This is a genomic window from Streptomyces endocoffeicus (assembly GCF_016741935.1).
Classification (GTDB): domain Bacteria; phylum Actinomycetota; class Actinomycetes; order Streptomycetales; family Streptomycetaceae; genus Streptomyces; species Streptomyces endocoffeicus.
Genome location: NZ_JAERRG010000016.1, coordinates 248,040 through 261,193, shown reverse-complemented (window position 1 = coordinate 261,193; position 13,154 = coordinate 248,040). Strand labels below are relative to the sequence as shown.

Sequence of the window (13,154 nt, the reverse complement as noted above, 5' to 3'; positions counted from 1 at the left end):
GATGCGGGCAGTGGTGTTGGAGCGCATTTCGGGTCCCCCGGAGTAGTGGGTGTCGTGTTCTGCTCGGTACGACAACAACTCTGGCCGGGGCCACTACCGCACCACCGCCGTCCCGCTAACATCCGGCTAACACGGCTGTGACCAGGGAAAAGACGCCAAGGGGAACTGAGGAGCCAGGTCACACCCGCCGGTAACGCCGGTGGTCAGAGGCTGATGTGGTACGCCTTCCGCAGCGTCTCGTGCACGGTCCACGTCGTACGGTCCCCCTCGCGCAGCACACAGGCGTCCCCCGGCCCGACCTCGATGACCGTCCCGCCTTCGAACTCGATCGTGGCCCGCCCGCTGACCACGACGAACAGCTCGTTGGCCTCGGTGTCGGTCACCACGCCCGGGGTGATCTGCCAGATGCCGCGAAGCTGCTTGCCGTCGGGTGACTCCCACAGGACCTTCCCGGTGACGACCGGGTCCCCGGAGACGATCTGCTCGGCGGCGAGTGGCTCGGCTTCGAGCTCCACATCGGGAATGTGAACGGCGAAGGGGGCAACGGAATGATCAATACCTGTCATAGCGGCCCACAGTATTCGCGCCGTCCCAGCCGCCCGGACTCAGCCCGCCTGTCGAGACGCGCGTCGCGGGACCGGGCACGTGGCAGGCCGGGGTGCTCCACGCCGGAAACGATCCTCCCGGCGTGGAGCACCCCGGGACGGCGCCTCGCGAAGGCCGCGAGGGCGGTCGCCTTCAGTACCGCTGTCGGCCGCCCGGGTAGCGGACCGGCCGACGGCACTCGGGCGCATCGGGGGGCGGGGGCTGCTCACCGAGCGCGTAGCACAGAGCCGCGTGCAACTGCTCCGCCTCGGCCAGAGTCAACTCAAGTCGGGCGATGGCGCAATGCCGCCCGCCTTGGAGGATCTGGAGCGGCAACGCGAGTTCCCCACCGTTCACCCGGCGCAGGCCCCGGCCCGGAACGGGACCGATCTGCCAGTCAGTCACGGCCGCCCCCTCCGGGCGCCGGATCTTCGCCTTCGTCGCACGGGGGCAGGCGGGCGCCCCTGCTCTCGGCGACCCGCAACACATCGCGCAGCGCCTCACACAACCGGTCCGCGAGGTAGCGGAGTTCTCGCGCGTCGGCCTTGGGGGCGGCCAGCAGCGCCCGAGCGTGCCGGAGGAGTTCCACCCCCATGGACATCTGTACGGCCTCGATCGCGTCAGCACGTCGGCTCAGCGGACTGTGCGCGTCGTCCGACGCCAGGTAACACGGCTTGCCGTCGGGATCCGACCACGGCAGCAGGCGCAGCCCGGTCATCGCACCCATCCGGACACCTCCGCACCGCGGATCACCGCCCGAGCCCCGGCCCGCTGACAGCCGGACGGCGATAAGGCGAGAAGTGCACTCACGCATGCGAGGCACCGCTCCCTAGGGTTGTTCACGTTCATCAGCTCCTATTTAGCTGGTGGGCCACGCCCTCGGGCCGGTGCACCCCGGTCGCGAGGGTCTTGCGTTTCTTCACGCTGTGTGGCGATTCACTCACAGAGTGAGGGCGTTCTGGCTACGCTGGTAGGAGGGCGGGCCTGACAGCACAGCTTTCAACTCAGGGAGTCAGCCATGAAGATGGATCGGAGGCCACGCACCCCGAGGGAGAAGTACGGGGAGGAGCTGCGGCTCCGCCGCACAGCGGCCGAGATGACACAGGAGGCGCTGAGCGAACGCGTGGTGTGTTCGCCCACGCTGATCAGTCACTTCGAGGCGGGACGCCGGTTGCCGAGGCCGGACGACGCGACGCGGATCGACCAGGCGCTGGGGACGGACGGGTTCTTCGCGCGGTGGCTGGAGGATCTGGAGTCGAAGTTCGCCGACCACTTCGCGGTCGCGGCGGAATTGGAGCGGCAGGCGTCAGAGCTTCGGCTGTACGGACTCTCTCTCGTTCCTGGGCTGCTCCAGACCGACGCCTACGCACGTGCGGTGCTGCGCACGGCCAGCCCCAACTACCGCACCGAGGATCTTGACCGGCGCGTGGTCAACCGCGTAGAGCGTGCCCGGATCCTCGATAATCTGTTGAGCCCCGTCATGTGGACCCTGTTGGATGAGGCAGTGCTCCGGCGCCGGGTCGGTGGGCCGCATGTCATGGCGGAACAACTGCGCAAGATCGCGGACATGGCCGAGGTTGGACGATTGCGGCTGCATGTGTTGCCGTTCGGTATCGGGGCCCACGCTCTCATCGAGAGCATGGTCACCCTCATGCGCTTCACCGATGCCGCACCCGTCGCATACGTCGAGGGCCTCCGTACGGGCAACTTGATGGACGATCCGACTCTGGTGAGCTCGTGCCAGTCGGCCTACGATCTCGCCATGGGCGATGCGGTGTCGCATGACGAATCCCTGGCCCTGATCAGGGCTATAGCGGAGGAACACGAACATGGCCAGCACTGATCACACCGTCTCCGACGCCTCTACCCTCACCGGATGGTTCAAGTCCAGCTACAGCGGGCCCAGCAACGGCGACTGCCTCGAAGTAGCGCTGGGCCACGCCGACGTGCCCGTCCGCGACAGCAAAGACCCCCACGGCCCGGCGCTCGTATTCGAGCCGTCCGCGTGGTCGGCGTTCGTCTCCGCCGTCAAGCGCGGGGAGTTCCCCACCACCTGAACCACCCAACTCCCCAGCGGGTCAGCCGTTAACGGCTGACCCGCTGGTTCCCACCGCCGAACGGCATCTCTTGTCGTTTCTTCCTCAACGTTGCATGTGCGTGCGCCAGTTAGCAGGGCGACGAAGGAACAGTGTGGTTCGCGCCGTCCTCGTCTGCGCAGTTCGATCTCGCATGTCGCACCAGCGCCACCACTCAGGCGGACCGAGCGGCGGTGATTACAATTGCTTCTCATGTAGAAGCCTGACGAACTGCTTGTTGATGTCGCGGCCTTGGTGGAGTCCGGGCACAGCAACCAGATGACTCTGACGATAGTCCTGGCTGACTCGGCCAGTCTCAATAGATTCTCTGCTGTCTTCACCGCTACGACGTGTGAGGAGAAGGCGCCCACGCATCTGCATTTCCATGTGTCGCGGATTCTGCAGGGCACGGTGGGGATCCCGGAGACAGGCAGGATGTACCGCGTGGCGATCGATGACGTCAGCGCTCGGACCGTGGGCGACTTCAGCTACTCCGACCAGTGAGATACGACGCTGCGAGTTAACGGACCGCGCGGCAACGCGGCGAGGGTCCGACCGGCACATGTCGGTCGGACCCTCACTGTTGTTCTGGTGGCGGCTCGCACCCCCTCGTCGGTCAGACGGTGGCAGGGGCGGCGAGCATCGCGGAAGCCTGCTGGAATGGGCTGGGGACACGCGTGGGCGCGGCTGTCTGGCGGAGGCCGGGGCAGGTGAAGCCGAGCTGAGTCATGGCCCGGAGAACTTCACCGGCGCTGAAATCGCGGCGGTCCTGGCGCGTGATGGCCTGCCCGACCTGCTTGACCGGGTAGGTGCGGCGGCCGATGATCACGGACTCGCCGATGACCTGTTCGGGCTTGATGCCCTTCATGGATTCCAGGACACCGCTCTTGGTGAGGTCGAACGGGAAGCGGGCGATGACACAGCGCATGATGCCTCACAGGGAGAAGAAGGGGGTAGTTCTACCGCGGTGAGGCGGTTCAGTGGGCGAGGACGCCCCGAGCGCCGTCCTGGTCTTCGACGACCGGCAGTGCGGCGAGTCGGCGGTCCAGGGCTGCGTGCTCGGCTTCGGCGGTCGTGGTCACGGGTGAGGTGAACGGCCCACCGCCGTCGAGGATGTCGCGCAGTTGGACCCGGTCCGTGTACGCGAGGCCGTCACGGACTGCGGTGAGCTGGGCCTGGGTGACCAGTTGGGTGCACAGGCCGTCGTTGTCGCAGACGAACAGGTGCCCGGTGCGGGCGCCGGCCATGACGGAAAGGGCGACTTCGATGGTCATGTCGTCGCAGACTTGAAGTGCGCCTGTGTCCATGGCGTCCGCCGCAGTCTGGTGTGCGGGGGTGACGTTCGTCGAGGGGGGCTGCATCTGAACCAGCGTCAAAAGGTGCCTCCTGCAGTGGTGGGTCAGTTTCCTGATCACGGAGTTTCTAGGCCGCCGCCGCGTCGAAGGAGGTCTGCCGTACGGTCCTGCGTCGGGCAGCCGAGGCGGGGCTGCGTCGGCCGCGTGAGGATGCGCTGCGCTTACGCCGCTCGGCCACCGGCGCGGTGATCGTGACGGGGATGCCGGAGGGTGCCTGGGCGCCGGTGATCTGGCTCAGGGCCTCTTCGCCGACGCGGATCTGGGTGGTCTGGGGCACGATCCCGGCGGCGCTCATGAGACGGCTCATGTCGCGGCGCTGGTTGGGGGTGACCAGGGTGACGACGCTGCCCGACTCGCCGGCCCGCGCGGTGCGGCCGCCGCGGTGGAGGTAGTCCTTGTGGTCGGTCGGCGGGTCGATATTGACGACGAGGTCGAGGTCGTCGACGTGGATGCCGCGGGCGGCGACGTTCGTGGCCACGAGCACGGTGACGTGCCCGGCCTTGAACTGGGCCAGGGTCCGGGTGCGCTGGGGCTGCGACTTGCCGCCGTGCAGTGCGGCGGCCCGCACTCCGCTGTTCAGCAGGTCCTGCGTGAGCCGGTCGACGCCGTGCTTGGTGTCCAGGAACATGATCACCCGACCGTCGCGGGCCGCGATCTCGGTGGTCGTGCGGTGCTTGTCCGCGCCCTGCACGTGGAGCACGTGGTGCTCCATCGTGGTGACGGCGGCCGCCGACGGGTCGACGGAGTGGACGACGGGGTCGGTGAGGTAGCGGCGGACCAGGCGGTCGACGTTGCGGTCGAGGGTGGCGGAGAACAGCATCCGCTGGCCCTCGGGGCGCACTTGGTCCAGGAGTGCGGTGACCTGGGGCATGAAGCCCATGTCGGCCATCTGGTCGGCCTCGTCCAGGACGGTGATCGCGACCTGGTTCAGCCGGCAGTCACCGCGGTCGATGAGGTCCTTGAGCCGGCCCGGCGTGGCGACGACGACTTCGGCGCCGCCCCGCAACGCGCCTGCCTGCCTGCCGATCGACATTCCGCCGACGACGGTGGCCAGGCGCAGCTTCACCGAGCGGGCGTAGGGGGTGAGTGCGTCGGTCACCTGCTGGGCCAGCTCACGCGTCGGGACGAGGACCAGGGCCAGCGGCTGGCGGGGCTCGGCGCGCTGTCCGGCGGTGCGGGCCAGCAGAGCCAGGCCGAAGGCGAGGGTCTTGCCGGATCCGGTACGCCCGCGTCCCAGGGCGTCGCGGCCCGCGAGAGTGTTGGGCAGGGTCGCACCCTGGATCGGGAACGGGACGCTCATGCCCTGCGCGGTCAGCGCGGCCAGCAGCTGGGCGGGCATGTCGAGGTCGGCGAACGCCTCGACCGCGGGCAGTGCGGGAGTGATCGTCTTCGGCAGGGCGAACTCGCCCGAGGCCGCGGCGGACCGCCGACCGTGGCCACCCGAACGGCTCGGGACGGGCGAGCCGAAGCGACTGCCCCGGCCCGAACCAGTGCCGGAGTTGAAAGCGGGGCCGCTGGTGCGGCGGGTCCGGGAGGTGCGGTCGTTCGTACGTGTGGGGTTCATTTGAGAACCTTCCTTGATACGGCACGTATCAAGGAATTCCCGCAGCGGAAGTGCAGCGCGGGGAATCACGAGAACGGGCCGAAATGGAATGCGAAAGCGAAGACGCCATGCAGTGAATCCGCTGTGGGACGCAGGTGATGAAATGGGTGACGTAATATCGGCGTGAGATGCCGGACGTCGATGGGTGCGGCCCGGGAGAGGCGCGCACTCCTGGAGAAGAGCTGGGAGCGGTTCTGTCCCACAGGAGGCATCACTGAGGGAAATGCCCGTAGCTGGGGCCCGCGCCCCGAGGGATACGGGCCCCAGCTACGAAGTGCGCGTCAGCGTCAGGCGGGAACGATGTTCTCGGCCGTCGGGCCCTTCTGGCCCGGGGCGATGTCGAAGGTGACCTTCTGACCTTCGAGCAACTCGCGGAAGCCCTGGGCGGCGATGTTCGAGAAGTGGGCGAACACGTCAGGACCTCCACCGTCCTGCTCGATGAAGCCGAAGCCCTTGGCCGCGTTGAACCATTTCACAGTGCCAGACGCCATGTCATATCTCCTTGTGGGGCAGTACGCCGGCGCCCGCAATCCACGGACACCGGGTCGCCGTGATGATGCCCCGCCCGGAGAACAACCGGAAATACAAAACGCTTCCCGCAGCTAAATGCTGGCACGAGCGTTGAAGTTTTTGGGAACCACAACTGCAACTGAGATCGACAGTAGCATGCGGTAGTGGCCCGCGTACGGCCGATGGAGCGAATTCGTTCGCTGCGATAAACACACTGCCCGCGCGACATATTTAACCCTCGTCTCGCGGCAATAGATATTGCCCCGCATGCGACACAGTGTTCCAGCAAGAGCGGTCGTCACATACGGCTCGGCGAGCGCGACTACTGCGGCGGTACGCTCGTCCGCCCGACGGCGGCCCATGAGCGCGTCCCGACGCGTTCATGGCCGCTCGCGCATGCCCTGGACCCCGCCACCATCGTCTGACGGCCGTTGGCCATCGTTCGTGGCGTACCAGTCGGGAGGGCAGCCCGCCCGGGGCCCGGCCCGCAGTATGCTCCGCGCGCAGGCGGGACCGGACCACCTCAGCCTGCGGTCGTCGGGTTCTCCGAGGCGGCGGCGCGGCGGTACTCGGCGTTGATGCGCTGGGCTTCTTCGAGTTGGTCTTCGAGGATGACGATGCGGCAGGCGGCCTCGATGGGGGTGCCCTGGTCGACGAGTTCCCGGGCGCGGGCGGCGATGCGCAGCTGGTAGCGGGAGTAACGGCGGTGGCCGCCCTCGGAACGCAGCGGGGTGATGAGGCGGGCTTCGCCGACGGCGCGGAGAAAGCCCTGCGTGGTGCCGAGCATCTCGGCGGCCCGGCCCATCGTGTAGGCGGGATAGTCGTCGTCGTCGAGACGGTCGAACGATTCGCCTGCTGTCATTTGCACCTCTCTGTGGAACGGGTGGAGGGGCCCGGGTGCCGTATGGCACCCGGGCCCCGAAGGAACTGCTACACCATCTGCCGGCCCTGGTACTGCGCCGGCCTTCTGTGTCCGCTGACCCGACCTGGAAGTTGTCGGGGCTGCGGGGATCGCGGTTGCTTGACCGGAGACCACCTCACTATCGATGTCCTGCGGTACCCGGGCTCAAGACTCCGCCCGGGCGATCCTGATGGCGCCTGGCTCCTCCGTTCTTCCCTCTGGGATCAATCACTTACCTACTACTGTCCTGCGCATTGCTCGGTGGCCTGTCATAGCACCACTCTTCGGCAGCCAGCCCCGTTGCCCGTCCTGCGTTTGCTCTGGCTTAGAACCCCACTGCCGAACCTCCCGGTGCGCGCGTCCGCAGCCGACGCCTTCACCGAGGTGCTGCTCACTTAACTTCACTGCTGAGTACTGCTACTGCGTGAACTGCGGTACTGCTCGCGGCGGCCCCTGATCACTGCGGGCCACCTGGTCCGGCCGCCAGTCCCGTCGCCGTCCTGCAACAACCCTGGCTTCGAAACTCCACCGCCGCACCGTCCTGCGTACTGCAACTGCGGTTAACGCTGCCCGGCAGTTCGTGTCTGCCGGGCCCTGCTGTCTCTCTGGCTACGAGAGAAACCATAACCACGTCACCGCCCAATGTCTACTCCCGCCAGGATAGATTTTCGTGACCCAGGTGGGGAGATAGTCGGCACAGGTGAGGTTCCCCCGCATCTCGGGGGAACCTCACGCCAGAGGACCCGCGTGACGATCCAGAGACCATGGTGACCGACGGCATCTGCAGCCTGAACCTCACCGCGCACCCGGACAGCATGGAGGTGGCCGTGCATGACCGCAGCCCGCAGGCGCCGCGCATGGGCGGCGCCGACCTGCACGGTGGCACCGGAGGTTTCGGCTGGCCCATGGTCAACCATCTCGGGCGGTGAGGGTTGCGTGGTGTGCCCAGGCGCCGACCTCGTCGCAGAGGGTGCGGGCCATCACGTAGGTGGCCCCTGACCGGCGATGACGCCGGCCAGGGGCCACCTGTCACATGACCTGGCGTCAGCCGTCGTTCTCCGCCGACGGGATGTAGGCGCCCGGCACGTCCTTGGGAGCGTAGATCTTCTTCTCACCCGGGTACGGCTTCGCCCAGTTGTGGGTCTCGTACCACGTGAGGTGGTTCATCTGGGCGGGGGGAGCGTAGTCCGGAACGGCGTTGGGACCGGTCAGCCGCTGCTTCGACTTCCACTGGTCCCATTCGGCGGCGACGTTCTTCATGTCCGCCGGCACCGAGGCCGACGGCACGGCCGCCGCCTTCAAGCTCTGCGCCGCGGGGGTGTCCAGACCACAGGACGGCGGGGTCTTCACTCCGTCGGTCAGCGAGGTCCGGTTGGGCAGCGTCTTGAACGGCGTGAAGTCCGGGCTCTGGGTGAACGCCGAGGCCATCGGGGTGGCCGCGGTGTCCTTCTGGTTCATCGGCTGGACCCCGAGGATCTGCTCGATGGTCCGGATCATGTTGATCTGCGAGTAGTAGTGGCTGTCCACCTTGCCGTGCTTGGCCCAGGGGCTGATGATCTGGACCGGGGCACGGTGGCCGTCGACGTGGTCGAGACCCGCCTGGGAGTCGTCCTCGACGACGAAGATCGCCGAGTCCTTCCAGTACTTGCTGTGCGAGATCTCGTCGACGATCTGGCCCACGGCGAGGTCGTTGTCCGCGACCTGGGAGGCGGGGCTCACCGGGCCACCGGTGTGGTCGCTGGAGAGCCAGAACATGTTCAGGTTCGCCGGACCGTTCTTCTTGAAGTCCTTCTTCCAGATCTGTGCCCGGTAGACGTCCGGGACGCTGGTGTCGAACTTCGGGAAGCCGTGCACCGACACATCGTTGAGCGACGGGATCGGCGAGGTCGAGTTCAGCGGGTAGGCGGTGTCCTGACCGGTCGCCGCCATGTTCTTGGTGTCGCAGTACAGGTTCTGCCAGCTGGCGCCCGACGGCTTGGTCAGGAACTGCTGGAACTCACCGAAGTTCCGGACGGACTTGCGGGCCGCCTGAGCACCGGTCCAGATGAAGCCGGTCTTCTGGTGGCCGAGGGCGTCGTCCTCGGTGTCGTAGCTGCGGGCGTACTCACCGGCCGAGGACTCGGTGTACTCCGGGTCGTCGGCCTGCATCAGCCAGTTGTGGCCCTCGGCGGAGTTGGTGCCGATGTCGTACGTGTTGTCGTACAGGCCGAACTGCTTGGCCAGGGCGTGCTGGTTCGGCGTGACGTTCTCGCCGAACTGGGTCAGCGACGGGTCGCCGTTGCCCTCCGGCACATCGCCGAAGACCTGGTCGTAGGTCCGGTTCTCCTTGACGAGCAGGAAGACGTGCTTGATCGTCGAGGGGTCGCCGAGCTTGACCGGGACCGGCACCGGCTTGGCCGGGGCGCCGTCGGTCTTCTTGAGGGACTCGCCGTTCCAGCCGTTCTGCTTGAAGACCTTGCCGGTGTAGGACCTGATCACGCTGTCGTCGGGCAGCGTGAACTTCTGCAGGCTCGACGTCGTGTCGTGGGTGCCGTGACCGCCGGTGTCCTTACGGCGGGCGTCGATGCCACGGGTGTTGGAGACGTACACCTGATTGCCGGAGGTGGTGATCTCCGAGGGGAAGTAGTCCGTGGGGAGCAGACCGACGTAAGAGACCGGCTCCTGCGCGGAGGTGTACTTGTAGACGGCGACGGCGTTGGCGCGGCCGAGGGTCACCAGCAGATGGCCGTCGTCGGTCAGGGTCACCGCGTCGGGCTCGTAGCCCACCCGGGCCTTGGCCCACGGCTGGGTGGAGATGGTCTGGACGACCTTGTCCTTCGCCGTGTCGATGACCGACACACTGTTGTCGGCGGTGTTGGTGACGAACACGGCGCCGTTCTTGGCGTACACGGCGGTCGGGTGCAGGCCGACGTCGATGCTGGAGACCGCGGCGTCCTGGTTCGCCAGGTCGATGACGCTGACCGTGCCGCTGGTGGTGGCGGCGGTCTTCTGGTCGGCGAGTACCTGCGTGCCGTACGAGTTGATCGTGGGCTCGCCGGGCTTGGCCGGGCGGCCGCCCTCGTTGCTCACATACAGCTTGTCGCCGACGACGACCATGCCGCGCGGGGCGTTGCCCACGTTCCAGCTCTGCTTGATGGTCCCGGTCGCGGCGTCGATGGCGACGACCCGGTTCTGGCCGTTGACCGCGGAGTACACGGTCTTGCCGTCGGCCGCGAACGCGGCCGCGCCCACCAGGGCGTGCTTGGACCCCTGCGCCGGGATGCCGACGGTCCGCGGACTGGAGACGCCGCCGTCCTCGTTCACGGTGAACACGGTGTAGCCGTCCGGCTGGCCCAGCCACAGCTGCTTGCCGTCGGGCGAGTACGTCGGGCCTTCCTGGCCCACGTTGTTGCTGCTGATGCGGGGGTTCGACGACGCGGCGTTGCTGACGAGCTGCTGCGTCTTCCAGTTCTTCAGGTCCACGATGGCCAGGGCCGCGCCACCGTCGGTGACCGAGGCGGCCATGTGCGTGCCGTCCGGGCTGACCGAGGACGACATGATCTTGCCCTGGTTGATGACAAGACGGTCGCCGTACGGGGCGATGTACTGGTTGCTGGAGACGACCTGGCCATTCTCGGTGACCTGGCCGACCTGCTCCGTGCCGAACTGGTGGGTCTGCGCGAGCGCCGTGCCGGCGGCCACGAGGGCGACGGCGGTGGTGCCCGCTGTCAACAGCGGTATCCGGCGGCCGATGCGTCTGCTGATGAGGCTGATCCGAGCTTCCTCGGCTAGCTTGCGGCGGCGAGTCACCTGCATTGAGGGTTATCCCTTCGGGGTGGTGTCGAGCAGTTCGACGTTGCCGTCGAACTGCCACAGCGGGTTCGGCGCGTCCCCGTCGGGGGTGCGCACCAGGAAGTAGCCGTTCACTTCCTTCGGTCCATCGCCATCGGCCATGAACCGCCCGTCCGGAGTGACGTCGAGTTGGTAGATGGCCTGTCCGGTGGCCTCGGCGCCGGGAAGATGCCAGGTCACGACGCAGCGCCAGTCGTTGCCCGGTCCTTCCGCAGCGACCCTGGTGCTTCCCTTGTTGCACGCCGCCGTGGCCTTCAGCTGGGCCTCGGTGACGGCGGGCCGGTGGAGCTGGTCGGTCTGCATGCGGTACAGGTGCGCGAACGCGGTGGCGAGCGAGCGCTGCACCTTGTCCTGCTCGATCCCGGAGCCCGTCGCCGAGGTCGTCGCGGCGACGACCGCGAACGACGCGGCGGCCACCCCGACGAGCGGCAGGACTCCGACGGTGATCGCGCGGCGGCCCGAACCGTCGTGGGCCAGGTTGGTGAAGTCGCGCCGTACGAAGAGCGCATACGCCAGCGCCGTCGCGACCGCGGCCCACACGAGGCTGACAACGATGCCGATCAGCAGCGGGCCGAGTTGCCGGGGGCTGGTGAACAGACCGTTCCAGGAGATGAAGGCGTAGCTCGGCAGGGCGACGCGCACGGCCACCGGAAGCGGCAGCATCTGGGCGACCGCCATCGCGAGCGAGACGAGCACGGGCACCAGCAGCCCCATCGGGGACCGCCCCAGCGTGACCGATCCGAGGAGACCGAGTGCGGCGAGCGCCAGGGTCGGGGCGAGCGCGCAGACCCAGGAGAGCAGGACCGAGACGGCGGCGTCCGACGGTGCCAGGAGATGGCCGTCGAGACCGACCAGCGGCTGGTCGCCGACCGCGAGGAGGCCGCCGACGGTGCTGGAGACCGCGAGCCCGGCCACGAGCAGCAGCAGGACGGCGAGACTGGCCACCGCCTTCGCCACGAAGATCCGCCGAGGCGAGCGGACCGCGACGAGCAGATGGCGCCAGGTGCCGAGCCGGTCCTCGGAGGCGAACACATCACCGGCCACGACCGAGGTCAGCAGCGGGAGCGCCCAGGTCCCCGCGAAACCGAGCAGCACCAGCGGCCCGGCCCACCCGGAGGCGAGCATCCAGCGCCCGAAGAGGGTGTCGACGGGAAGCGTGCTCTGCTGGCTCGCCCCGGCGACGAAGAGGGCGGGAGCGATCCAGCAGGCGAGGACCAGCAGGCGGATCCGCCACTGGGAGACGAGCTTGACGAGCTCGAAGCGACAGGCGCGGGCGACGGGGACGCGACGGCCGCCGGTCACCGGCTCGTGTTCCTGGTCCCGGCTCTGGGTGAGGGTCGCGGTCATCCGGCCGCCTCCTGCTGCTCGGTGAGGGCGAGGAACGCGGCTTCGAGCGGCGACACCACGGGGGTGAGCTCGCGCGGCGCGACGCCCTCCCGCACGAGCCGCACCACGAGTTGGTCGAGGGCGGGCACCAAGGCGCGTACGACGAGCGGTTCGGCGTCCTGCCGTACCCCGGCGTCGTCGACGACCTGGATCCCCGGCGCGTCGTCCGCCAGCCGGCGCGCGGCCCGCGGGTCGGAGGTGAGCAGCCGGTAGTCGAGTTCGCGGTTCTCGGTGGCCAGCTTGGACAGCGGGCCGGAGAAGACGACGCGTCCGGCGGCGAGGATGGTCACCTCGGAGCACAGCGCCTCGAGGTCGTCCATGTTGTGGCTGGAGAGCACGACGGCGGTTCCGTCGGCCGCGAGCCGGTTGAGAACACCGTGCACATGCTTCTTGCCCGCCGGGTCCAGGCCGTTGGACGGTTCGTCGAGCACCAGCAGCCGGGGCTTGGTCAGCAGGGCGGCGGCGAGCCCGAGCCGCTGGCGCATGCCGAGGGAGAAGCCGCGGGTGCGGTCGTCGGCGACGTCGGTGAGACCGACCTCGGCGAGTACGTCGTCGATCCCCGCCGTGTGCGCGTCGTGGCCGCGGAGCGCGGCCAGCGCGGCGAGGTTCCGCCGTGGCGTGAGCGAGGGGTAGAGGGCGGGGCCGTCCACGAAGCCGGCGACACCGTCGGGAGCGTCGAGTGCCCGCTCGACCGGTGTACCCAGGACCTCCAGGCGTCCGCCGTCGGCCACCGCGAGCCCCAGCAGAAGGCCGAGCAACGTCGTCTTCCCGGCGCCGTTCGGTCCGACCAGGCCGTGAATCTGACCCTGCGTTACCTCGAGATCAATGCCGTCCAGGGCGACGACATCACCGAAGCTCTTCTTGATACCGCGAGCCCGGATCGCGCGGAGTTCTTCCATGGGTCCCTT

14 protein-coding genes and 1 pseudogene are annotated in these 13,154 nt (G+C 68.1%); 4 read left to right on the top strand and 11 right to left on the bottom strand.

Going from position 1 to position 13,154, the window contains the following annotated elements:
• Positions 1-203: 203 nt before the first annotated feature.
• From JK364_RS33640 to JK364_RS33630, 3 genes are all read right to left on the bottom strand, one after another.
• Positions 204-566, bottom strand: a complete 363-nt coding sequence (locus JK364_RS33640; protein ID WP_201855128.1) for a cupin domain-containing protein — start codon at positions 564-566, stop codon at positions 204-206.
• Positions 567-738: 172 nt separating this feature from the next.
• Positions 739-990: a hypothetical protein gene (locus JK364_RS33635; protein ID WP_201855127.1), complete on the bottom strand. Its 252-nt coding sequence runs from the start codon at positions 988-990 to the stop codon at positions 739-741.
• A complete protein-coding gene (locus JK364_RS33630) occupies positions 983-1,312 on the bottom strand; it encodes a hypothetical protein (RefSeq protein ID WP_201855126.1) in 330 nt (109 codons plus the stop codon). The genes JK364_RS33635 and JK364_RS33630 overlap by 8 nt, the downstream gene beginning before the upstream one ends.
• A gap of 291 nt (positions 1,313-1,603) precedes the next feature.
• Here JK364_RS33630 and JK364_RS33625 point away from each other — a divergent pair, with 291 nt between their 5' ends.
• The 3 genes from JK364_RS33625 to JK364_RS33615 all read left to right on the top strand — a co-directional run bounded on the left by JK364_RS33625 (position 1,604) and on the right by JK364_RS33615 (position 3,164).
• Complete coding sequence (locus tag JK364_RS33625; protein ID WP_201855125.1) at positions 1,604-2,428, top strand: helix-turn-helix domain-containing protein; 825 nt, start codon at positions 1,604-1,606, stop codon at positions 2,426-2,428.
• On the top strand, positions 2,415-2,642 hold the full coding sequence (locus JK364_RS33620) for a DUF397 domain-containing protein (protein WP_201855124.1): 228 nt from the start codon (positions 2,415-2,417) through the stop codon (positions 2,640-2,642). The genes JK364_RS33625 and JK364_RS33620 overlap by 14 nt, the downstream gene beginning before the upstream one ends.
• 249 nt (positions 2,643-2,891) lie before the next feature.
• Positions 2,892-3,164: a hypothetical protein gene (locus tag JK364_RS33615; RefSeq protein ID WP_230992901.1), complete on the top strand. Its 273-nt coding sequence runs from the start codon at positions 2,892-2,894 to the stop codon at positions 3,162-3,164.
• 112 nt (positions 3,165-3,276) lie between these two features.
• Here the strand turns inward: JK364_RS33615 and JK364_RS33610 are convergent, their stop codons facing one another.
• The 5 genes from JK364_RS33610 to JK364_RS33590 all read right to left on the bottom strand — a co-directional run bounded on the left by JK364_RS33610 (position 3,277) and on the right by JK364_RS33590 (position 6,990).
• The gene (locus tag JK364_RS33610) at positions 3,277-3,588 is read right to left on the bottom strand and encodes an SCO5918 family protein (RefSeq protein ID WP_201855123.1); all 312 of its coding nucleotides are present in this window, start codon (positions 3,586-3,588) and stop codon (positions 3,277-3,279) included.
• A gap of 49 nt (positions 3,589-3,637) precedes the next feature.
• Entirely contained in the window at positions 3,638-4,036 is a 399-nt protein-coding gene (locus JK364_RS33605; protein WP_201855122.1) for a CBS domain-containing protein, read from the bottom strand.
• A gap of 46 nt (positions 4,037-4,082) precedes the next feature.
• Positions 4,083-5,579, bottom strand: a complete 1,497-nt coding sequence (locus tag JK364_RS33600) for a DEAD/DEAH box helicase (RefSeq protein ID WP_201855121.1) — start codon at positions 5,577-5,579, stop codon at positions 4,083-4,085.
• 326 nt (positions 5,580-5,905) lie between these two features.
• Entirely contained in the window at positions 5,906-6,109 is a 204-nt protein-coding gene (locus tag JK364_RS33595; protein ID WP_020868774.1) for a cold-shock protein, read from the bottom strand.
• A 542-nt stretch (positions 6,110-6,651) separates the two neighbouring features.
• Positions 6,652-6,990 (bottom strand): MerR family transcriptional regulator, encoded by a 339-nt coding sequence (locus JK364_RS33590; protein WP_100806344.1) that lies wholly within the window; start codon positions 6,988-6,990, stop codon positions 6,652-6,654.
• An 815-nt stretch (positions 6,991-7,805) separates the two neighbouring features.
• Here JK364_RS33590 and JK364_RS33585 point away from each other — a divergent pair.
• Positions 7,806-7,958 (top strand): annotated as a pseudogene (locus JK364_RS33585) (ATP-binding protein); the annotation flags it as partial.
• A 115-nt stretch (positions 7,959-8,073) separates the two neighbouring features.
• Here JK364_RS33585 and JK364_RS33580 read toward each other — a convergent pair.
• From JK364_RS33580 to JK364_RS33570, 3 genes are read right to left on the bottom strand one after another with little or no spacing between them, the layout of a single operon-like run.
• Positions 8,074-10,824, bottom strand: coding sequence for a bifunctional YncE/alkaline phosphatase family protein (locus JK364_RS33580; RefSeq protein ID WP_201855120.1), 2,751 nt, complete (start codon positions 10,822-10,824; stop codon positions 8,074-8,076).
• 6 nt (positions 10,825-10,830) lie between these two features.
• Positions 10,831-12,207: an ABC transporter permease gene (locus JK364_RS33575; RefSeq protein ID WP_201855119.1), complete on the bottom strand. Its 1,377-nt coding sequence runs from the start codon at positions 12,205-12,207 to the stop codon at positions 10,831-10,833.
• On the bottom strand, positions 12,204-13,145 hold the full coding sequence (locus JK364_RS33570; protein WP_201855118.1) for an ABC transporter ATP-binding protein: 942 nt from the start codon (positions 13,143-13,145) through the stop codon (positions 12,204-12,206). Before JK364_RS33570 ends, JK364_RS33575 begins: the two co-directional genes overlap by 4 nt.
• Positions 13,146-13,154 lie beyond the last annotated feature (9 nt).